Annotated in this window: 12 protein-coding genes and 3 pseudogenes; 7 read left to right on the forward strand and 8 right to left on the reverse strand. The window is 72.0% G+C overall.

Annotated elements, in window-relative coordinates:
- Window positions 1–54: 54 nt before the first annotated feature.
- Complete coding sequence (locus tag ABEB13_RS26130) at window positions 55–1692, reverse strand: M4 family metallopeptidase (protein WP_345707435.1); 1638 nt, start codon at window positions 1690–1692, stop codon at window positions 55–57.
- A 483-nt stretch (window positions 1693–2175) separates the two neighbouring features.
- On the opposite strand from ABEB13_RS26130, the gene ABEB13_RS26135 reads away from it, so the two are divergent.
- The 3 genes from ABEB13_RS26135 (at window position 2176) to icmA (ending at window position 5326) form a co-directional block, all read left to right on the forward strand.
- Window positions 2176–2715, forward strand: coding sequence for a MarR family winged helix-turn-helix transcriptional regulator (locus ABEB13_RS26135; RefSeq protein ID WP_345707436.1), 540 nt, complete (start codon window positions 2176–2178; stop codon window positions 2713–2715).
- A gap of 93 nt (window positions 2716–2808) precedes the next feature.
- Entirely contained in the window at window positions 2809–3129 is a 321-nt protein-coding gene (locus ABEB13_RS26140; protein ID WP_345709828.1) for a DUF3817 domain-containing protein, read from the forward strand.
- A 511-nt stretch (window positions 3130–3640) separates the two neighbouring features.
- Window positions 3641–5326 carry a coenzyme B12-dependent isobutyryl-CoA mutase large subunit gene (icmA, locus tag ABEB13_RS26145; protein WP_100888489.1) on the forward strand — a complete coding sequence of 562 codons (1686 nt, stop codon included), beginning with the start codon at window positions 3641–3643 and terminating at the stop codon, window positions 5324–5326.
- A gap of 62 nt (window positions 5327–5388) precedes the next feature.
- Here the strand turns inward: icmA and ABEB13_RS26150 are convergent, their stop codons facing one another.
- Window positions 5389–6057 (reverse strand): TetR/AcrR family transcriptional regulator, encoded by a 669-nt coding sequence (locus tag ABEB13_RS26150; protein ID WP_380233041.1) that lies wholly within the window; start codon window positions 6055–6057, stop codon window positions 5389–5391.
- 364 nt (window positions 6058–6421) lie between these two features.
- Here ABEB13_RS26150 and trxA point away from each other — a divergent pair, with 364 nt between their 5' ends.
- The 4 genes from trxA to ABEB13_RS26170 all read left to right on the forward strand — a co-directional run bounded on the left by trxA (window position 6422) and on the right by ABEB13_RS26170 (window position 10675).
- Window positions 6422–7405: a thioredoxin gene (gene trxA / locus ABEB13_RS26155; protein WP_345707437.1), complete on the forward strand. Its 984-nt coding sequence runs from the start codon at window positions 6422–6424 to the stop codon at window positions 7403–7405.
- A 640-nt stretch (window positions 7406–8045) separates the two neighbouring features.
- The gene (locus ABEB13_RS26160) at window positions 8046–8705 is read left to right on the forward strand and encodes a DUF6230 family protein (protein WP_100888486.1); all 660 of its coding nucleotides are present in this window, start codon (window positions 8046–8048) and stop codon (window positions 8703–8705) included.
- Between the two features lie 136 nt (window positions 8706–8841).
- Entirely contained in the window at window positions 8842–9417 is a 576-nt protein-coding gene (locus ABEB13_RS26165) for a DUF6114 domain-containing protein (RefSeq protein WP_345707438.1), read from the forward strand.
- A gap of 103 nt (window positions 9418–9520) precedes the next feature.
- The gene (locus ABEB13_RS26170) at window positions 9521–10675 is read left to right on the forward strand and encodes a hypothetical protein (RefSeq protein WP_345707439.1); all 1155 of its coding nucleotides are present in this window, start codon (window positions 9521–9523) and stop codon (window positions 10673–10675) included.
- Between the two features lie 81 nt (window positions 10676–10756).
- Here ABEB13_RS26170 and pyk read toward each other — a convergent pair.
- The 6 genes and pseudogenes from pyk to treS form a co-directional block, all read right to left on the reverse strand.
- Window positions 10757–12183, reverse strand: a pseudogene (pyk, locus tag ABEB13_RS26175) (pyruvate kinase).
- A 102-nt stretch (window positions 12184–12285) separates the two neighbouring features.
- On the reverse strand, window positions 12286–13494 hold the full coding sequence (locus ABEB13_RS26180) for an acetate kinase (protein ID WP_345707440.1): 1209 nt from the start codon (window positions 13492–13494) through the stop codon (window positions 12286–12288).
- A pseudogene (gene pta, locus ABEB13_RS26185) lies at window positions 13491–15625 on the reverse strand (phosphate acetyltransferase). Before pta ends, ABEB13_RS26180 begins: the two are co-directional and overlap by 4 nt.
- A 156-nt stretch (window positions 15626–15781) precedes the next feature.
- Window positions 15782–18157: a 1,4-alpha-glucan branching enzyme gene (gene glgB, locus ABEB13_RS26190; RefSeq protein ID WP_425559972.1), complete on the reverse strand. Its 2376-nt coding sequence runs from the start codon at window positions 18155–18157 to the stop codon at window positions 15782–15784.
- Window positions 18154–19647 carry a maltokinase N-terminal cap-like domain-containing protein gene (locus ABEB13_RS26195; protein WP_380233241.1) on the reverse strand — a complete coding sequence of 498 codons (1494 nt, stop codon included), beginning with the start codon at window positions 19645–19647 and terminating at the stop codon, window positions 18154–18156. Before ABEB13_RS26195 ends, glgB begins: the two co-directional genes overlap by 4 nt.
- A gap of 262 nt (window positions 19648–19909) precedes the next feature.
- Window positions 19910–21612: pseudogene (treS, locus tag ABEB13_RS26200) on the reverse strand (maltose alpha-D-glucosyltransferase).
- Between the last annotated feature and the right edge of the window lie 125 nt (window positions 21613–21737).

The raw sequence follows: 21737 nt of genomic DNA on the forward strand, positions 1-21737 counted from the left end.
AGCCGGGCCTCCCCTCCGGAGGGCCCGGCTGCTGCGTCCGCGGGGTGCGGGACGTCAGTTGACGTTGACCGCGGTCCAGGTGGCGGCCACCGCGTTGTACTCGGCGGAGCCGCTGCCGTACAGGTCCTTGGCCGCGTTCAGGGTCGCGGTGCGGGCGGCCTTGTAGTTGGTGGTGGAGGTCATGTAGACGCTCAGCGCCCGGTACCAGACCTGCAGCGCCTTGGCGCGGCCGATGCCGGTGAGGGTGGCGCCGTTGTAGGTCGGGCTGTTGTAGCTGACGCCGTTGATCGTCTTCGCGCCGCTGCCCTCGGACAGCAGGTAGAAGAAGTGGTTGGCGACGCCCGAGGAGTAGTGGACGTCCTTGCTGCCCACGGACGAGGACCAGTAGTCGGCGGAGGCGCCGTCCTTGGAGGGCTTGTCCATGTAGCGCAGCGGCGTGCCGTTGCCGTTGATGTTGATCAGCTCGCCGATGAGGTAGTCCGGCTTGTCCGAGGCGAGGTTGGCGTAGAACTCCACACCGGTTCCGAAGATGTCCGAGGTCGCCTCGTTGAGGCCGCCGGACTCGCCGGAGTAGTTGAGGCCGGCGGTGTTGGCGGTGACGCCGTGGCTCATCTCGTGGCCGGCGACGTCGATCTCGGTGAGCGGGTGGGTGTTGCTCGCCCCGTCGCCGTACGTCATGCAGAAGCAGGAGTCGTCCCAGAACGCGTTCACGTAGTTGTTGCCGTAGTGGACGCGGCTGTACGCGCCGACCCCGTCGCCCCGGATGCCGTTGCGGCCGAAGGTGTTCTTGTAGAAGTCCCAGGTCGCCGCGACGCCGTACTGGGCGTCGACCGCCGCCGACTGGCCGCTGGAGACCGTGCCGGTGCCCCAGGCGTTGTCCGCGTCGGTGTAGAGGGTGCCCTTGCCCGAGGTCTTGTGGGCCAGGTCGGTGGTGTACTGGCCGCCACGGGTGGCGTCCTTCAGCTGGTACGTGGAGCCGGAGAGCGTGGTGGTGAGCGCCACACTGCCGACGAAGACGCCCTTGCCGGTGCCGGCTGCGGTCTGGATCTCCTCGTGGCTGGAGAGCACGGCGCCACTGGCGGCGTCGGTGACCAGGATCTGCCGGCTGGGGGTGCCGTCGGCGCGCACGCCGGTGACGGTGGAGCGGTAGGCCAGCCGCGGGGTACCGGAGGCGGCCCAGACCACGAGCTCGGCGCCGGGGGCGGCGGAGACCGTGCTGAGCGCGGCCGTGTCGGCGTCCACCGTGCGGCCGACGGTGGCCTGCACGGCGCCGGTGGCCTTGGCCGCGGCCTGTCCGGCGGACAGCTTCGGGGTGAGCGAGGCGGGGGCGATCGAGCCCTGCACCGCGCGGTCGACGGAGGTGACGGCGCCCTTCGCGGTCTGGTGCACCACCAGGTCGCCGCCGATGACGGGAAGTCCGCCGAGGGTGCGCTCGTACCGGGTGTGCCGGGTGCCGTTGGCGTCGACCACGGCGTCCTTGGCGACCAGGGCCTCCTGGCCGCTCAGGCCGAGGGCGTGGGCGGCGGCCGGGGCGTCCGCGGTGGCCTGCGCCATCAGCGCGGCGCGGGCGTTCGGTGCGGCCTGGTAGGCCGGCGCGGGGACGGCCTGCGCGATACCGGCGCTGACCTGGATCGCGCTGGCGAGTACCGCCGACGCAGAGAGAACGGCTCCGACTGTCAGCTTTCGCTTCACGTACGGATTCCTTCCGGATCAACCGCGTGTGCGCGGTCGCACCTCGCTCCGGGGCACCGGGGTTAGTGCCTGCTGGGGCGGAACGGGCGCTGACGTGCTGCTCCGTGCGGTCACACGACATCTGCCGGTGGGGTGGGCCGGCGGAGTCGAACGGGGCTGGCCAGAAGCATGACAATCGACATCGCGAAATGACAGGTCTGCGGCAAGAGTTGGCAAAGGCTCGCCAAGGAGGCGCCCGGTGCGAGGTCGGGCAAAATGGTCAAATCGCCCATCCTGCACAAGGTTTCTGTACGGACGATGGCTGAATGGCCGTCGGAAATCGCCAACTGTCGTTATCCGTACGTTTGTTGCAGGGGTGTTGCGCGGATGGCGACCAGTGGTACGGACCTGTTCGAGGGCTGGCGGAATCCCGCCAGTGCCCGGGCTTGTCCACCATCGTGGACAGCTGCTACCCCCGGTCCGCCCCGCCGGTACGGTGGAAGGGTGGCCAAGCCCCTCGCACTCGACTTCGACCCGATCGCCCGCGCCGACGAGCTCTGGACCCGCCGCTGGGGCGGCGTGCCGTCGATGGCGGCGATCACCTCGGTGATGCGCGCCCACCAGATCCTGCTCTCGCGGGTGGACGCGGTGGTGAAGCCCTACGGGCTCACCTTCGCCCGCTACGAGGCACTGGTGCTGCTCACCTTCAGCCGCACCGGGCGGCTGCCGCTCTCCAAGATCGGCGAGCGGCTGATGGTGCACCCGACGAGCGTCACCAACACCGTCGACCGCCTGGAGCGGGACGGCCTGGTCGCCCGGCGTCCCAACCCGGCCGACGGCCGCGGCGTCCTCGCCGAGATCACCGACCGCGGCCGCGACGTCGTCGAGCAGGCCACCCGGGAACTGATGGACATCGAGTTCGGCCTGGAGGGCTACGACCCCGAGCAGTGCCACGGGATCTTCGAGGTGCTCAGGCCGCTGCGGATCGCCGCCGGGGACTTCATCCCGCCGAGCCAGGAGGCCCCTGGCGGGGGCGGGGCGTAGGGGCGGTTACTCTCGTCGGAGCGGTGTGCCCCGACGGGGCGTGCCCAAGATCGGGCCGAGCGAGGCGAGGAAAGAGATGAAGGCGACCCCCTGCTGGGCTGGTACCGGGCCCTGGCGATCGCGACCGGTGTTGCGCTGTTGGTGTTCTGCGGCTTCATCGTCGCGAAGTACGCCTTCGACACCGGCGCGGAGATCACCACCTACGTGGCGATGCTGCACGGCTACCTCTACCTCGGCTACTTCGTGGTGACCTTCCTGCTCGGCCAGAAGCTCAAGTGGCCGCTCGGTCGGATGATCTTCACCCTGGCCGCCGGCTGCATCCCGTTCGCGTCCTTCGTGGCCGAGCGCGCAGTGGTCCGCGACGCCGCCGCGCTCGTCCCCGCCGAGCAGGCCCCGGAGACCGCCGGAGTCTGACCCGCCCCGCCCGCACCAGGCCCCTCCCCGTCCCGGGTGAGGGGCCTGGTGTACTTTCGCCCGGCTCGGGGCGGGCTGTGTTGTCGCCCGCTCGCCTCCGGGCGCTCTTGATCCGGCGCCGACGGTCGTTGCTCCGTCGCTCCTGCGTCGCTCCCTCGCGCCTCCCTTTCGGCACCGGCGCGCCCTTCGGCTCGGGGCTGTGTTGTCGCCCGCTCGGCTCCGGGCGCTCTTGATCCGGCGCCGATGGTCGTTGCTCCGTCGCTCCTGCGTCGCTCCCTCGCGCCTCCCTTTCGGCACCGGCGCGCCCTTCGGCTCGGGGCGGGCTGCTGGCCGGTTGCCGGGGCTGTCGGCTGCTCGCCTTCGGGTGCTTGCGGCCCGGTGTCGGCGTGTCCTGCGGCTCGTGGGGCGGGCCCGTCGACAGATACTAGGACGTCCGAGTAAATTGGTAGGACGTCCTAGTAACTGCCGCCGACCCGATCGTGGCGGCCGCACGGAGTGGAGCTGGAAGCCGATGGACGCCGACGAGATCGAGGCCGGCCGCGCGCGCTGGCAGCAGCGCTACGACCGCGCCCGCAAGCGGGACGCCGACTTCACCACGCTCTCCGGTGACCAGGTCGAGCCGGTGTACGGGCCGGCCCCCGGCCAGTCGTACCCGGGCTTCGAGCGGATCGGCTGGCCCGGCGAGTACCCCTACACCCGCGGCCTGCACGCCACCGGCTACCGCGGCCGGACGTGGACGATCCGGCAGTTCGCCGGCTTCGGCAACGCGCAGCAGACCAACGAGCGCTACCGGATGATCCTCGACGCGGGCGGCGGCGGCCTCTCGGTCGCCTTCGACATGCCGACCCTGATGGGCTACGACTCCGACGACGGCCGCTCGCTCGGCGAGGTCGGCCACTGCGGCGTGGCCATCGACTCGGCCGCCGACATGGACGTCCTGTTCGACTCGATCCCGCTCGGCGACGTCACCACCTCGATGACCATCAGCGGCCCGGCCGTTCCGGTCTTCTGCATGTACCTGGTGGCCGCCGAGCGCCAGGGCGTCGACCCGGGCGTGCTCAACGGCACCCTGCAGACCGACATCTTCAAGGAGTACATCGCCCAGAAGGAGTGGCTCTTCGCCCCCGAGCCGCACCTGCGCCTGATCGGCGACCTGATGGCGTACTGCGCCGAGAACATCCCCGCGTACAAGCCGCTCTCGGTCTCCGGGTACCACATCCGCGAGGCCGGGGCGACGGCCGCGCAGGAGCTCGCGTACACCCTCGCGGACGGCTTCGGCTACGTCGAGCTCGGTCTGTCCCGCGGCCTGGACGTGGACGTCTTCGCGCCGGGCCTGTCCTTCTTCTTCGACGCCCACCTCGACTTCTTCGAGGAGATCGCGAAGTTCCGCGCCGCCCGCCGGATCTGGGCCCGCTGGATGCGCGAGCGCTACGGCGCGAAGACCGACAAGGCCCAGTGGCTGCGCTTCCACACCCAGACCGCGGGCGTCTCGCTCACCGCGCAGCAGCCCTACAACAACGTGGTGCGCACCGCGGTGGAGGCGCTCTCCGCCGTCCTCGGCGGCACCAACTCGCTGCACACCAACGCCCTGGACGAGACCCTGGCGCTGCCCTCCGAGCAGGCCGCGGAGATCGCGCTGCGGACCCAGCAGGTGCTGATGGAGGAGACCGGCGTCGCCAACGTCGCCGACCCGCTCGGCGGTTCCTGGTACGTGGAGGCGCTCACCGACCGGATCGAGGCGCAGGCCGAGGAGATCTTCCAGCGGATCCTCGACAAGGCCACCGCCGACCACCCGATCGGGCCGATGACCTCGGGCATCCTGCGCGGCATCGAGGACGGCTGGTTCACCGGCGAGATCGCCGAGGCCGCCTTCCAGTACCAGACCTCGCTGGAGAAGGGCGACAAGCGGGTGGTGGGCGTCAACTGCCACCCCGGCACCGTCACCAAGGAGTTGGAGATCCTCCGGGTCAGCCACGAGGTCGAGCGCGAGCAGGTCCGGGTGGTGGGCGCCCGCAAGGCGGCCCGCGACGAGACCGCGGTCAAGGCCGGGCTGGACGCCATGCTGGCCGCCGCCCGCTCGGGCGACAACATGATCCCGCCGATGCTGCAGGCCGTGCGGGCCGAGGCGACGCTGGGCGAGATCTGCAACACGCTGCGCGCCGAGTGGGGCGTCTACCAGGAGACCGCCCGGTTCTGACCGCCGGGTCCTGATCACGGGGACGGAGAGGGCGCGGCGGGCCGCGTCCCTCTCCGTGCTGCCTACTCCTCGGCGAGGCTGGTGAGCGCGCCGAGCACCATCGTGGTGAAGCGCTCCAGCCACCGCGGCGTGACCGCCTCGCCGGCCACCAGCAGCCGGTGCTCGACCGCGCCCGCGATCAGGTCGAAGACCAGGTCGATCTCCTCGCAGGCGGTGCGCTCGTCGCGGTCCGAGCGCAGTTCGCCGCGGGCCTGGGCGTGGCTGCGGCCGGTGCGCACCAGGTGCTTCTGCGGGTCGACGATGCGTTCGCGGATGCGGGTGCGCAGGTGCGGGTCGCGGCTGCCCTCGGCGAACAGCGCCATCAGTGCCGCCTGGGACTCGGGGCGGGCGAGCAGGTCGGCGAAGCGGCTCACGGTGGCGGCGATGTCCGCCCGCAGGCTGCCCAGGTCGGCCATCTCCAGCTCGTCGAAGAGGCTGGCGACCGCGTCCACCACCAGCTCGTTCTTGGACGGCCAGCGCCGGTACAGGGTGGTCTTGGCGACGCCGGCGCGGGCCGCGACGTCGCCCATCGTCAGGCCGCCCCAGCCGAGGTCGGCGAGCGCCTCGCGGGTGGCGTCGAGGATCGCGCGGTCGGCGGTGGCGCTGCGGGGACGGCCCTTGCCGCGGGGCGGGACGGTGCTGTCCGGGGCCGTGCTGTCCGGGGCGGCAGGCTGCGGGGTGGTGGGGGCCACCGAGCCTCCTTGCTGGATTTACCGATCGGTAACTTGATGGGACTGGGCCACCGTAGCGACCGCGACCCCAGGTCACCAGCGGACGCGACCCGGAAAGTGGGGCAGCTCACGCCGCCGGTCGGCGCGAGGGGCTTGCGGGACGGTGCCCGGATGGAGATACGCTACGACTCGTAGCGAAAGAGCGGCAACCGGCGTGCACGCCCCAGGGATCGGGTGGGCACGCGGCGCGGATGGGGATCCGCGCCGGCAGCGGCTACGGGAGCGGGACGCTCCGCAGGGGGCGGACGGCACGCGCACGCACGGCTCGACCGGCATTCCGGGCGGTTGGCGCCCGCCACCGGCGCGGACGGGGGAGGATGGTGCCATGCAGTCACGGAATTCGCGTCTCAACAGTGCCGCCCTCCGCGGCGCGGTCGACCTCGCCGCGGTCAAGGCGGCCGGAGAGGCCGCCCAGAAGGCCGAGCAGGCCAGGGTCGACCGGGCCCGCCAGGCGGCCGCCGGCGGCGAGCCGGCACCCGTCCCCTACGAGCTGGTCCTCGATGTCACCGAGGAGACCTTCGAGGCCGAGGTCGTGCAGCGCTCGACCGAAGTCCCGGTGGTGGTGGACTTCTGGGCCGAGTGGTGCGGCCCGTGCAAGCAGCTCAGCCCGATCCTGGAGCGCCTGGCCGAGGAGTACGCCGGCCGGATCGTGCTCGCCAAGATCGACGTCGACGCCAACCAGCTGATCGCCCAGCAGTTCGGCATCCAGGGCATTCCCGCGGTGATGGCGGTGGTGGCCGGCCAGCTCGTCCCGCTCTTCCAGGGCGCCGAGAACGAGGCCAACGTCCGCAAGATCATCGACCAGTTGATCGCCGTCGCCGAGCAGCGCTTCGGCATCGTCGGCCTGCAGGGCGGCGCGGGCGAGGGCGAGGAGCCGCAGGCTCCGCGCGTCCCGGTCGACCCGGCGCTGGAGGCGGCGCACGACGCGCTCGACCGCGGCGACCTCGGCGGCGCGGTGCAGGCCTACCAGAACGTGCTGACCGACCGGCCCGGCAACGCCGAGGCCAAGCTCGGCCTGGCCCAGGCGCAGTTGCTGCGCCGGGTGGAGGCCGTCGACCCGCAGCAGGTCCGGGCGGCCGCCGCGGCGGCGCCCAAGGACGTCGAGGCCCAGCTGCAGGCGGCCGACCTCGACCTGGTGGGCGGGCACGTCGAGGACGCCTTCGGCCGGCTCGTCGACACGGTGGGCCGGACGGCGGGCGAGGACCGCGACACCGCCCGGCTGCGCCTGCTGGAGCTGTTCGAGGTGATCGGCCCGGAGGACCCGCGGGTGATCACCGCCCGGACGGCGCTGGCCCGGGTGCTCTTCTGACGGCGGTTCGCTGCGGCGGGCGCTGCCGCAGGCGCGTCGGGCACCCGCGGCCGGTATGTCCGGCGGCGTGGTGGCACGGCGCATGACCTGCGGTGTCGCTGGGGATTTGGCGACAATACGGTCGATTCCAACGAGCTTTATCAAATCTTGACAACACGGCCGGGCGGTCACCATCGGTGACCGCCCGGGGTGTTTCGCCAAGGTTTCCTGGGGATTGCGCCAGTGTTCACCTGGCAAAATATTACTCTGCGTAATCATGCCTTCGATTCCATGATCCAATCAATCTCTTGTTGGATTACCCGTCAGTAATCGACCCCTTGTACTTCGCCGGGGATTCCAGCAGCATCAGCCTCGCCCGGTCCCGTCAAGGGATCCCCACCGGGTAGCCGCCGGTTCCGGCCGGTGGCTGGAAGGCAGGGGGTAGCCGCAGATCCCACGAGCGGCTCCTGTCCTTCCTGCGGTCGCACATCCCGTGCGGCCGTCGGTTGTCGCTCGGGGGTGATCGCCGCGACCGTCGGTCCCACGACGCCGTCGAGGCGCTCTCCGCTACCGAGGACGTAGCTCTCTCCCATCCCGGGCCGGGGCCAGTGCGGGACGCACCGGTACGGCCGGAGATGTACGTCCTAGAAGGAGGACTTGCATGTCCCAGACGTTCGGCAAGACCAGCTGGAAGCGCTTCGCCGTCGCCATGGTGCCCGGCATCGCCGCGACCGCCGCGATCGGCGTGGGCCTGGCCAACAACGCCCTTGCCGCCTCGTTCAACGTGTCCGGCCAGCGCTTCAAGGTCACCGCCGCCGACCTGGACGGTCAGAACTTCGCCCAGTTCGGCTCGTACGACTTCGAGACCAACGGCACCCCGCACGCGGTCGCGATCTCCGCGTTCGACACGGCCACCATCCAGAAGATGTGCCAGTCCGTGGTCAGCGAGCCGAGCCTGCTCGGTCTCAAGCTGCCCAAGGTCACCCTGCGTCTCGAGGCGGGCAACGACCCGGCCAAGCCGGTCACCGCCCAGAACCTGCTGATCGACCTCGACCAGCTGAACGCCGACGCCGAGTTCACCAACATCAACATCGGCCAGGACGCGTCGACCCTCAACACCACCGCCACCAGCGGCTGGAAGGACATCGCGGGCCACCCCAAGCCCAGCGGCGCCCTCGGCTTCTCGCAGGCCGCCCCGCACGCCCACCTCACCGGTGTCCAGCAGACGGCGTGGGCCACCTCGGCCGGCACCTTCAAGCTGAACGGCCTGAGCCTCAAGCTGTACGTCGGTGACGACGGCAACGGCAAGGAGTGCTACTGATCCCTGTCTGACGGTGCGCCCCGACGGCGCACCGCGGCGACAGCGGATCCGGCGGCGGGGGCGGGCTTCGGCCCGCTCCCGGCCGCACCTCCTGGAGTCCTCTCCACCTCGCAGCGAAACATCGAGGAGTTGCATCGTGTCCAGCGCAACTGCCCAGGCGTGGCCCGAGAACAACGGCGGTAACACCGTGCGGCTGCGGTTCCGCAACTGGCGCCGCTCACGGCCGTTCTGGGCCGGCCTGCTGGCCATGATCGCCGGCCTGCCGATCCTGTACTTCCCGTACGCCAAGCTCAACCTCAGCGGCATGACGGTCTCCATGGCCACCACCGCCGGCGCCGGCTCGCTGATCATCGGCATCCTGATGATCGCGCTGGGCGTCACCGCGTGGTTCCAGCCGCTGGTGCGCATCTTCTGCGGCGTCGCGGTGACGCTGCTGTCGCTGATCTCCATCCCGGTCTCGAACCTCGGCGGCTTCGGCCTCGGCCTGATCCTCGGCCTGGTGGCCGGCGGACTGCTGATGGCCTGGCGCCCGGTGCCGGCGCCGGTCGAGCCCGGCCGCTGGGCCGCGGACGCCGACGAGCCGGCCGCGGAGCCCGCCACCGCGGAGTACGCCGCCCAGGAGCCCGCCGAGGTCGCCGCGCCCGCCGTGCCGGCCCAGCAGGCACCCGCCGACGAGGCCGTCGCGGCCGCCGATCCCGGGGAGCCGCGGTGACCGACCTGGACGACACAGCCGGGATGCTCCCGGGCCCCGCCACGCGGTGCCCCGGTCGAGCCTCCGCAGCCGGATCCGCGGTCGGGCCCTGGCCATCGCCGCCGTGCCGACCGCACTGATCGTCGGCGCCGCCTACACCCCGAACACGATCGCCGTGGCCGACACCCAGTCCGGCAAGGCCTGTGCCAGCGCGCCCGACACCGTGCTCCAGGAGACGCCCGTCCCCAAGAGCCAGATCAAGGTCGTGCCGGCCCCGACGGCCTCCACCAAGGCGCCCACCGCGACCCGGAAGCCCACCGGCAAGAAGCCCGTGGTGAGCGCGACGCCCACCCCCGTCCTGCCGCACCAGCAGGCCGCGGGCACCGCCGCGGCCGTCCCGCAGGCCGTGACGGGGACGAGCGCCCCGGCGAGCCCGAGCGCGACCCCCACGACGGCCGCCGGTTCGCAGGGCATCATCGGCGACATCCTGGACGGCATCCTGCACCCGGGGAACCCCACCCCGACGCCCACCCCGACCCCGTCCCGGACGGCCGGCGCCGCGTCCACCCCGGCGCCCACCGGCCGGGCGGCCACGCCGCAGCCCACGCCGTCCACCTCGACCGCCCCCACCGCTCCGGCCGGCGGCGCCACCGGCGCCACCCCGAGCGGCGGCGCGTCCACGGCGGCCCCGGCCCCGAGCGGCTCGGCCACCCCGACGCCCTCCGCGTCGGCCACCGGCCCGAACTGCGTGGTGGACACCCGCGGGGTCAAGGCCAAGGCGGCCACCGGCGACGTCGTGCCGGACCAGAACTGGACACTGCGCTCCAGCCGGCTGGCGCTGCACGGCTCGGTCTTCAACGGCGTCTACGACGTCCGTACGCCGACCGGCACCAAGCGCGTGCTGAAGTTCACCACCAGCTCGGTCGACATCGGCGACCTCGACATGTCGACGATCATGACCAAGGGCAACACCTTCCACGTGAAGGGCGGCCCGGGCACCACGTCGACCATGCGCAGCGGGCCCATCACGATGTACGTGGAGAGCCTCTCGGGCCACCTGTCGGCGATCTACGGCCTGCCGATCCCGATCGACCTGGGCGAGATCACCCTCACCCCGGACACCCTGCCCAAGTGGCTGTGGGACCTGATCGGCGCCGTCCCGATCCCGCTGGACATCACCCTGGACAACGCCAAGGCCGTCCAGGCCGGCCAGTTCGGCGGCACGCTGAAGATCCCCGGCATGAAGCTCTACCAGGACCAGACCCCCTACCAGGACTGATCCACCACCGGTGTGCACCGACGCCCGCGGGGCGGCACCCTCCTCGGAGGGGCCGCCCCGCGGGCGTCGGTGCGCCGGACGTCAGTTGTCGCGGCTGCCCAGGTGGTGGACCTGGACCATGTTGGTGTTGCCGGGGACGCCGGGGGCGAGCCGGCGGTGACGATCACGGTGTCGCCCTCGGCGAGCTCACCCAGGCGCAGCAGCTCCCGGTCGACCTGGTGGACCATCTCGTCGGTGGTCTCGACCTGCTCGGTGACGTAGGCGTCGACGCCCCAGCTCAGCGAGAGCTGGTTGCGGGTGGCGGCGTCCGGGGTGAACGCGACCACCGGGATCGGCGAGCGGTACCGGGAGAGCCGGCGGGCGGTGTCGCCGGACTTGGTGAACGCGACCAGCGCCTTGCCGTTCAGGAAGTCGCCCAGCTCGCACGCGGCGCGGGCGATCGAGCCGCCCTGGGTGCGCGGCTTGCGGCCCGGGTTGAGCGGCTGGAGGCCCTGCGAGAGCAGCTCCTCCTCGGCCTTCTCGGCGATCCGGCTCATGGTGCGCACGGTCTCGACCGGGTACTTGCCGACGCTGGACTCGGCGGACAGCATGACCGCGTCGGTGCCGTCCAGGATGGCGTTGGCGACGTCGGAGACCTCGGCGCGGGTCGGGCGCGAGGCGTGGATCATCGACTCCATCATCTGGGTCGCGACGATGACCGGCTTGGCGTTCCGGCGGGCCAGCGTGATCAGCTGCTTCTGCACCAGCGGCACCCGCTCCAGCGGGTACTCCACCGCGAGGTCGCCGCGGGCGACCATGATCGCGTCGAAGGCGAGGACGATCTCCTCCATCGCCTCGACGGCCTGCGGCTTCTCGATCTTGGCGATGACCGGCACGCGGATGCCGACCTCGTCCATGACCTTGTGCACGTCGTCGATGTCCGCGGCGTTGCGGACGAAGGACAGCGCGACCATGTCGACGCCCAGCTCCAGGGCGAACCGCAGGTCGTCCTTGTCCTTCTCGGAGAGCGCGGGCACGTTCACGGCCGCGCCGGGCAGGTTGATGCCCTTGTTGTTCGAGAGCACGCCGCCCTCGACGACCACGGTCTTCACCCGCGGGCCGTCGACGCTGACGACCTCCAGGGCGATGACGCCGTCGTTGATCAGGATCGGGTCGCCGGGCTTCACGTCGCCCGGCAGGCCCTTGTAGGTGGTGCCGCAGATGTGCTGGTCCCCGGGCACATCCTCGGTGGTGATGGTGAAGGTGTCACCGTTGTCGACGGTGACCGGTCCGTTGGCGAAGGTGGCCAGCCGGATCTTCGGGCCCTGGAGGTCGGCCAGTACACCGATGGTGCGGCCGGTGTCCTCGGACACCTGGCGGACCTTGCGGTACCGCTCCTCGTGCTCCGCGTGGGAGCCGTGGCTCATGTTCAGTCGGGCGACGTTCATACCCGCCTCGACAATGGCCTTCAGCTGTTCGTAGGAGTCCGTCGCCGGACCCAGGGTGCAGACAATTTTCGCTCGGCGCATATCCGTCAGTCTATCCGTTCGTGTTATCGCTGCATTCCGCTCGTACCGTTAGGAATCGCCAACGAACCATCCCACGGACTGGGACGCTGACGGGGTGTCATCTCACGTGTCGCCGCGCACCAGGGCGAAGGCCTGCTGCGCGATCTCCAGCTCCTCGTCGGTCGGCACCACCGCGACCGCGACCCGCGCGTACGCGGGCGACACCACCCGGGCCTCCCGGGAACGCACGGAGTTCAGCTCCGCGTCGATCTCGATGCCCAGCGCCTCCAGCCCCGCACAGGCCGCCGCCCGGACGGGCGCCGCGTTCTCGCCGACCCCGGCCGTGAAGGCGATCGCGTCCACCCGGCCGAGCACCGCGTAGTACGCCCCGATGTACTTGCGCAGCCGGTGCACGTAGGCGTCGAAGGCCAGCTGCGCGGCCTGGTCGCCCTCCCCGGCCCGGCGCAGGATCTCCCGCATGTCGTTGTCGCCGCACAGGCCCAGCAGGCCGCTGCGGCGGTTCAGCAGGTCGTCGATCTCATCGACCGTCAGCCCGCCCACCCGGTGCAGGTGGAAGACCAGCCCGGGGTCGACGTCGCCCGACCGGGTGCCCATCACCAGGCCCTCCAGCGGGGTCAGCCCCATCGAGGTCTCCACGCAGACGCCGCCGGCCACCGCGGAGGCCGAGGCCCCGTTGCCGAGGTGCAGCACGATCACGTTCAGCTCGGCCGGGTCGCGCCCCAGCAGCCGGGCCGTCGCCCGCGACACGTACCGGTGCGAGGTGCCGTGGAAGCCGTAGCGCCGCACCCGGTGCTCGTCGGCCACCGCGCGGTCGATCGCGTACCGGGCCGCGTGCTCCGGCACGGTGGTGTGGAAGGCGGTGTCGAAGACGGCGACCTGCGGAAGGTCCGGGCGCAGCCGCCGCGCGACCTCGATGCCGGTGATGTTGGCCGGGTTGTGCAGCGGGGCGACCGGGATCAGCCGCCGGACCTCGGCGAGGACCTCGTCGGTGACCACCGTCGGCGCGGTGAACCGCCGCCCGCCGTGCACCACCCGGTGGCCGATCGCGGCCAGCCGCGGCGAGTCCAGGCCCAGCCCGTCCGCGGCCAGCTCGGCGGCGACCGCGTCCAGGGCCGCCGTGTGGTCCGGGAAGGCCCCGAGCAGCTCCCGCTCGGCACCGTCCGCCGCGGTGTGCACCAGCCGGCCGGCCGGCTCGCCGATCCGCTCGACCAGGCCGGCCGCGGCCCGCGAACCGTCCAGCATGTCGATCAGCTGGTACTTGACGGAGGACGATCCCGCATTGAGGACGAGGACGAGGGTCCCTTCGGTCACTTCCCGGCTCCTTCGAGGGCGCGCTGCGACTGGACGGCGGTGATCGCCACGGTGTTCACGATGTCCTCGACCAGGGCGCCGCGGGACAGGTCGTTGACGGGCTTGCGCAGCCCCTGGAGCACCGGGCCGACGGCCACCGCCCCGGCCGAGCGCTGCACCGCCTTGTAGGTGTTGTTGCCGGTGTTGAGGTCCGGGAAGATCAGCACGGTGGCCCGGCCGGCCACCGCCGAGCCCGGCAGCTTGGTGGCCGCGACCCGGGCGTCCACCGCCGCGTCGTACTGGATCGGCCCCTCGACCAGGATGTCCGGGCGCTCCTGCCGGACGATCTCGGTCGCCTGCCGGACCTTGTCCACGTCCACTCCGGAGCCCGAGGTGCCGGTGGAGTAGCTGAGCATCGCGACCCGCGGCTCCACACCGAACTGGGCGGCCGTCGCCGCGGACTGGATGGCGATGTCGGCCAGCTGCCGGGCGTCCGGATCCGGGTTCACCGCGCAGTCGCCGTAGACCAGCACCCGGTCCGCCAGGCACATGAAGAACACCGAGGAGACGATCGAGGCCCCCGGGGAGGTCCTGATCACCTCGAAGGCCGGCCGGATCGTCGCCGCCGTGGAGTGCACCGCCCCGGAGACCATGCCGTCGGCGATGCCCTCCTGGACCATCAGCGTCCCGAAGTACGAGACGTCGGTGACCACGTCCAGCGCCCGCTCCACGGTCATGCCCTTGTGCGCGCGCAGCTCGGCGTACAGCGCGGCGAAGCGCTCCCGCAGCGGGCTGGTCGCCGGGTCGACGATCCGCAGTCGGACGCGGTCCGCGGCGTCCTCCGCGGGCTGCGGCAGTTCGAGGCCCAGCGACGCCGCCCTGCGCAGCACCGCCCCGGGCTCGCCGAGGAGGGTCAGGTCGCAGATGTTGCGACGCAGCAGCACCTCCGCGGCGCGCAGCACCCGCTCCTCGGAGCCCTCCGGCAGCACGATGTGCCGCCGGTCGGCCCGGGCCCGCTCCAGCAGCTCGTGCTCGAACATCATCGGGGTCACCCGCTCGGACCGCACCAGCTCGATCCGCTTGGTCAACTCGGCCGTGTCCACGTGGAGTTCGAACAGGCCGAGGGCGATCTCGGCCTTCCGCCGACTCTCCGGGCCGATCCGTCCCTCCAGGTGGGTGAGCGCCGCCGCCGTCGGCCAGCTGCCCTCCGGCACCACCGCGACCGGGGTGCCCGGGGCGAGCCGGGCGGCCAGCGCCATCACGTTCGGCCCGGGGTGCTGCCCGAGCGTCAGCAGCACCCCCGCGATCGGCGGCGCGCCGGCCGCGTGCGCGGCCAGCGCCCCGATCACCAGGTCCGCCCGGTCGCCCGGGGTCACCACCAGCGCGCCCTCGGTCAGCGCGGTCAGGAAGGTCGGCAGCATCGCGCCGCCGAAGACGAACGAGCGCACGTCCCGGGCCAGGCCCGCCGCGTCGCCCAGCAGCACCTCCGCGCCGGTCGCCTCGACCAGCTGCGCCACCGTCGGCGCGGACAGCGCCGGCTCCTCGGGCAGCACGTACGCCGGGACGGGCAGCTTCGCGGCCAGCGCCCGCTGCACCGGCTGCTTCACGGCGGGGGCCACCCGGTTGGCGATCAGGGCCAGCGTCGAGCAGCCGAGGTCGGTGTAGGCCCGGTGGGCGCTCAGCACCTCGGCGGCCACCGCCGGCGCGTCGCCGCCCTGGCCGCCGACCACCGGCAGCACCCAGGCCCCGAACTCGTTCGCGAGCCGGGCGTTGAAGGCCAGCTCGTCCGGGATGTTGGTGTCGGCGAAGTCGGTGCCCAGCACCAGCACGGCCTGGCAGCGGCGCTCCACCGCGCGGAACCGGTCCACCAGGGTGGAGACCAGTTCGTCCTGGCCCTGCGCGGCCTGCAGCGCGGCGGCCTCCTCGTACGTCATGCCGTACGTCGCCGGGGCCGGCAGGTCGAGGCGGTAGCGGGCCCGCAGCAGTTCGACGACGTGGTCCGAGCCCGGCTCGCCGGGGGCCTGCGCGTGAACCAGCGGGCGGAACACCCCGACGGAGTCGACCTGGCGGGTGAGCAGTTCCATGACCCCGAGCTCGACGGCCTGCCGGCCGTCCCCCGGTCGATCCCGGTCACGTACACGCTGCGCGCCACGTGGGTCACTCCGTCCCGTCGTCCAGGCAGTATTCACTGCCGACCCTACCTGGGCACAGGTGTTCCCACCCGGGGGAGTCGGGCCCCGGCCCGGGCACGCCCGAGGGGGCCGCCCGGCCTGCGGGCGGCCCCCTCGTCGTACGCGGTGCGGCGGCGTCAGGCCGGGCGCAGCCAGAGCGTCGCGAGCGGCGGCACGATCACCTCGGCGCTGCCGGGCTGCCCGTTGTGCGGGGTGCCCTCGGCCTTGATCGGACGGGAGTTGCTGATGCCCCCGCCGCCGTAGGCCTCGGCGTCGGTGTTGAGGGCCTCCTCCCAGAGCTGGTCGGCGCCCGCCAGTCGGGGCAGGCCGACCCGGTGGCCGTGCCGGACGACCGGGGAGAAGTTGCAGATCGCGACCAGTGGCGTGCCGTCGGCGGCGTACCGGACGAAGGAGAGCAGGTTGTCGTCGGCGGCGCCGCCGTCGAGCCAGCGGAAGCCGTCGGGGGTGGTGTCCTGCTCCCAGAGGGCGGGGGTGGTGCGGTAGACGGCGTTGAGGTCGCCGACGAGCTGCTGGACGCCGCGGTGGTCGGCGGCGGCCGGCCACCCCTCGTCGAGCACCCACCACTGCGGGCCCTGCTCGTGGTCCCATTCGGCGCCCTGGGCGAACTCCTGGCCCATGAAGAGGAGTTGCTTGCCGGGGTGGGCCCACATGAAGCCCAGGTAGGCGCGGTGGTTCGCGCGCTGCTGCCACCAGTCGCCGGGCATCTTGGAGACCAGGGACTGCTTGCCGTGCACCACCTCGTCGTGCGAGATCGGCAGCACGTAGTTCTCGGAGTAGGCGTAGACCATCGAGAACGTGATGTCGTTGTGGTGGTACTTGCGGTGCACCGGCTCCTTGGACATGTAGACCAGCGAGTCGTGCATCCAGCCCATGTTCCACTTCAGCCCGAAGCCGAGGCCGCCGCTGTCGGTCGGGCGGGTCACGCCGTCCCAGGCGGTCGACTCCTCGGCGATGGTGACCACCCCGGGGCAGCGCCGGTAGACCGTTGCGTTCATCTCCTGAAGGAAGGAGGCCGCGTCGAGGTTCTCCCGGCCGCCGAACGCGTTGGGCGACCACGCCCCGCCCTCGCGGGAGTAGTCGAGGTAGAGCATCGAGGCGACGGCGTCGACCCGCAGGCCGTCGACGTGGAACTCCTCGCACCAGTAGACGGCGTTGGCGACGAGGAAGTTGCGGACCTCGGTGCGGCCGTAGTCGAACTCCAGGGTGCCCCAGTCGGGGTGCTCGGCGCGCAGTGGGTCGGCGGGTTCGTAGAGGGGTTCGCCGTCGAAGCGGGCGAGGGCGAAGTCGTCCTTGGGGAAGTGGGCGGGGACCCAGTCGACGATGACGCCGATGCCGGCCTGGTGGAGGGTGTCGACGAGGTGGCGGAAGTCGTCGGGGGTGCCGAGGCGGGCGGTGGGGGCGTAGAAGCCGGAGACCTGGTAGCCCCAGGATCCGCCGAAGGGGTGTTCCATGACGGGCATGAACTCGACGTGGGTGAAGCCGAGGGCGGTGAGGTAGCCGGGCAGGACGTCGGCGATCTGCCGGTAGGTGGTGAGGTCGGGGCGCCAGGAGGCGAGGTGGAGTTCGTAGACGGACATCGGGGCGCGGTGGTGGGGGGCGCGGGTGCGGCGCTCCATCCAGTCCCGGTCGTTCCAGGTGTGGGTGGAGGCGGTGACCAGGGAGGCGGTGTCGGGCGGGCACTGGGCGGCGCGGGCGAGCGGGTCGGCCTTCTGGCGGACGTCGCCGTGCCGGGAGCGGATCTCGTACTTGTAGACGGCGCCGGCCTGCAGGGCGGGCACGAAGAGCTCCCAGATGCCGGAGGAGCCGAGGGAGCGCATCGGGTGGCCGGTGCCGTCCCAGTGGTTGAAGTCGCCGACCAGCCGCACGCCGGCCGCGTTCGGCGCCCAGACCGCGAACGACACCCCCGCGATCCCCTCCACCTCCCGCAGGTGCGAACCCAGCACCCGCCACAACTGCTCGTGCCGGCCCTCCGCGATCAGATGCAGATCCAGCTCCCCCAGCGTCGGCGCCACCCGGTACCCGTCCTCCTGCTCCAGCGGCTCACCGCCCGGGTAGGTGACCTTCAGCCGGTAGGGCGGGAACGCGCGGCCCGCCAGCAGACCGGTGAACAGACCGGACTGCTGGTGGGTCAGCTCGGCAGGGCCGAACTCCGTCTCCACCACGACCCGCTCCGCGAACGGCCGCAGCACCCGGATCGCGGTGCCCTCCAGCACCGCGTGCGCGCCGAGCAGGCCGTGCGGGTCGTGGTGCTCGCCCGAGACCAGCCGGTCGACCTCGGCCGGCGGCAGCGGTGCCTCCGGCAGCCGCAGCGAGGCGGACGGTGACTGCTCGGCCCGCGGTGGCGCCGCGGGCTCGCGCCGCCGGGCCCCCGGCCCTTGGCGCCGGAGGCCGGCGCGCCCGGCCGGAAGGTGGCGGGCAGAGCCGGGGTGGAGCGGTCGGGCTTGGGGCCGAGCGGGGTCACGTCGGGTCCTCCTGCGGTTGCGGGTCGTCAGACGGTCAGGGCCAGGCGATTGATGGCCGCCAGCGGGATCGGCAGCCAGCTCGGACGGTGGCGGGCCTCGTAGACGACCTCGTACACCGCCTTGTCGATCTCCAGCGCGCGCAGCAGTTCGGGCGCGCCCGCCGGGTCCATGCCTCCGCCGGCGGTGTAGCCGGCGCAGTACGCGGCCCGGTTGCGGGCCGCCCAGGCGGCGGCCAGGTGGGCGAGCTCGGGATCGGGGCCGGGCGCGCCGGCGAGGAGGTGGGCGGCGGCGTAGTCGAAGGAGCGGAGCATCGCGGCGACGTCCCGCAGCGCGGGCTGCGGCAGCCGCCGCTCGGCCAGCGGCTTGGCCGGCTCGCCCTCGAAGTCGAGCAGCACCCAGCCGTGCGGGGTGCGCATCGCCTGGCCGAGGTGCAGGTCGCCGTGGATCCGCTGGACGGGCAGCCCCTCCAGGTGGTCGGCGGTGAGCTGCTGGAACGCCCCGCGCAGCGCGGAGCGGTAGCGCAGCAGGCCGGGGACGGCGGCGACCGCGGAGTCGAGCCGGTCCGCCATGGCGCCGGCCAGCCGGTCGATCTCGGGGCGGTCGAGCCGGGCGGTCGGCATCGAGCGGGCCAGCACCCGGTGCACCTCGGCGGTGGCCCGGCCGAGCCGGTGCGCCTCGATGGCGAAGTTGCCGGGGGTCGGGTCGCCCTTGAGCCGGGCGACCTGGTCCAGGGCGAGCTCCCAGCCGTCCTCGGCGTCCGGCAGGTAGCGCTGGAGCAGGCCGAGTGTGGCCGGTTCCGATCGCTCCAGCCGGGATTCGAACCAGGCGGCGACCCGGGGGATCCGGGTGGAGCCGGCCCGCGAGAGGGCGAGCGAGAGTTCGAGGTCCGGATTGGTGCCGGGGGAGATCCGGCGGAACAGCTTCAGGATGAAGGACGTCCCGTAGATCACCGAGCTGTTGGACTGCTCGGCCGTGGAGGCCCGGCCGGGCAGGTTGCCGGGCAGCCCGGGCCCGGGCGTGCGGCGGAAGGAGAGCGCGCCGAAGCGGTCGCCGGTGGCCAGGTGCTCCAGCAGCCGCCCGGTGAGCTCCGGGTCGTGCACCGCGTCGTAGAGGACGGCGCCGTCGTGCGGGCCGCCGCCGGCGAGCCGGCCGAGGACGGCGGCGGGACCGATGCCGGACGGCTCCTGCGAGCGGATGCCGAGCAGCAGCTGGTAGATGTCGTCCTGGGCGGCCGGGCCGGTCCCGTGCTCGACCCGCAGCAGCAGGTGCAGCAGGGTCGGGTCGCCGACCTGCAGCGGCGTGCCGACCACGGGGGTGAGGCCGGTGATGGCCCGCCCCTTGCCGGCGTACCAGCGCTGGGTGGGGAGCCAGTGGGCGATCAGCGGCAGGGCGGCGCCCACGAGCTCGCTGACCCCCGCAGTGGTTCTCCGGCCCGCGGTTCCGCGCGTCCCGAGGGGCCCGGGGGCGCCCTCGGGTAGGTCGCGGTGCGCGTGGGCTTGAGAACGGGAGGTTTCGGACATGACTCCCTTTCCCCGGAAGGTGGGCCGGCTGCCCGACGGGTCGTGACCGGGCCTGCAGTCTTCCGGATTTCGGCGGCGCGGCGGCGGAGGCACGCGAGCGGGGCTCGGGTGTCACGCCTTCGTGTGGGTGGCCGTTGGGCTGTTCTCCGTACGCGGTGGTGCGAAGACCCTCCGGGGCGCAGGCGGTGATTCCCGCGCCCCGGAGGGCTGCTGGCCCGGAGACCTGGTGGTGGATCGTTACTTCGGACCGGGACGGGCGCCGCTACTTGATTCCGGGCTTCCTGAGCTGGAACCAGTAGAAGCCGTGCCCGGCGAGGGTGAGCAGGTAGGGCCACTCCCCGATGGACGGGAAGCGGACGCCGCCGATCAGCTCGACGGGGTACCGCCCCCGTACCTCCGCAGGTCAAGTTCGGTCGGCTGCGCGAACCGCGAGAAGTTGTTCACGCACATGACCAGGTCTCCCTCGTACTCGCGCACGAAGGCCAGCACCGCGGGGTTGCTGGAGGGCAGTTCGGTGTAGCTGCCGAGGCCGAACGCCGGGTTGAGCTTGCGGATCTCGATCATGCGACGCGTCCAGTGCAGCAGCGAGCTCGAACTGCTTTGCTGCGCTTCGACGTTGGTCACCTGATAGCCGTACACCGGATCCATGATGGGCGGCAGACTGAGCCTGCCCGGGTCGGCGGAGGAGAAACCCGCGTTGCGGTCCGGCGTCCACTGCATCGGCGTGCGCACGCCGTCCCGGTCGCCGAGCCAGATGTTGTCGCCCATGCCGATCTCGTCGCCGTAGTACAGCACCGGTGAGCCGGGCAGCGAGAGCAGCAGGGCCGTGAAGAGCTCGATCTGGTTGCGGTCGTTCTCCAGCAGCGGTGCGAGCCGGCGGCGGATGCCCACGTTGGCCCGCATCCGCGGGTCCTTCGCGTACTCCGCGTACATGTAGTCGCGCTCCTCGTCGGTGACCATCTCCAGGGTCAGCTCGTCGTGGTTGCGCAGGAAGATGCCCCACTGGCAGCCGCCGGGGATCTCCGGGGTCTTCGCCAGGATCTCCGAGACCGGGTAGCGCGACTCCCGCCGCACCGCCATGAAGATCCGCGGCATCACCGGGAAGTGGAACGCCATGTGGCACTCGTCGCCGCCGGAGGCGAAGTCGCCGAAGTAGTCGACCACGTCCTCGGGCCACTGGTTGGCCTCGGCCAGCAGCACGGTGTCCGGGTAGTCGGCGTCGATCTCCTTGCGGAGCTTGCGGAGGAACTCGTGGGTCTCCGGCAGGTTCTCGCAGTTGGTGCCCTCGCGCGCGTACAGGTACGGCACGGCGTCCAGCCGGAAGCCGTCGATGCCGAGGTCCAGCCAGAAGCGGAGGGCCGCGATGACCTCCTCGTGCACCCGCGGGTTGTCGAAGTTGAGGTCCGGCTGGTGGGAGAAGAACCGGTGCCAGAAGTACTGCTTGCGCACCGGGTCGTACGTCCAGTTGGAGCTCTCGGTGTCGACGAAGATGATCCGGGCGTCCGGGTACTGCTTGTCGTCGTCGGCCCACATGTAGAAGTCGCCGTACGGCCCCTCGGGGTCGTTCCGGGAGGCCTGGAACCACGGGTGCTGGTCGCTGGTGTGGTTGACCACGAAGTCGATGATCACCCGCATGCCGCGCAGGTGTGCGGCGTCGACGAACTCCACGAAGTCGGCGAGGTCGCCGAACTCCGGCAGCACCGACTTGTAGTCGGAGACGTCGTACCCGCCGTCCCGGAGCGGGGAGGCGAAGAACGGCGGCAGCCAGAGGCAGTCCACCCCCAGCCACTGGAGGTAGTCGAGCTTCGAGGTGAGCCCCTTGAGGTCCCCCACACCGTCGCCGTTGCTGTCCTGGAAGGAGCGGACCAGGACCTCGTAGAAGACCGCGCGTTTGAACCATTCGGGATCCCGGTCCCGTGCGGGCGTCTCGGCGAAGGTGTCGGGAACGGGCTCGTTGACTGTCACTGAGAGCCTCCGGCATTCGGAAGGTGGGAGGAGGAGCCGGGAGAGAGCCGAGTCCGGCAGGGCGGAGAGGGTGGCCGGTACGGAGCACCGGCGGCCGACGGCGACGCGGTCCGGGTGGGGGAGGC

The organism is Kitasatospora paranensis (assembly GCF_039544005.1).
In the GTDB taxonomy this organism is placed as follows: Bacteria; Actinomycetota; Actinomycetes; order Streptomycetales; family Streptomycetaceae; genus Kitasatospora; species Kitasatospora paranensis.

Coding starts and splice junctions, on each gene's coding strand:
- trxA (WP_345707437.1), top strand. CDS start 6,422: ATGCAGTCACGGAATTCGCGTCTCAACAGTGCCGCCCTCCGCGGCGCG.
- icmA (WP_100888489.1), top strand. CDS start 3,641: ATGGACGCCGACGAGATCGAGGCCGGCCGCGCGCGCTGGCAGCAGCGC.
- ABEB13_RS26195 (WP_380233241.1), bottom strand. CDS start 19,647: ATGTCCGAAACCTCCCGTTCTCAAGCCCACGCGCACCGCGACCTACCC.
- ABEB13_RS26160 (WP_100888486.1), top strand. CDS start 8,046: ATGTCCCAGACGTTCGGCAAGACCAGCTGGAAGCGCTTCGCCGTCGCC.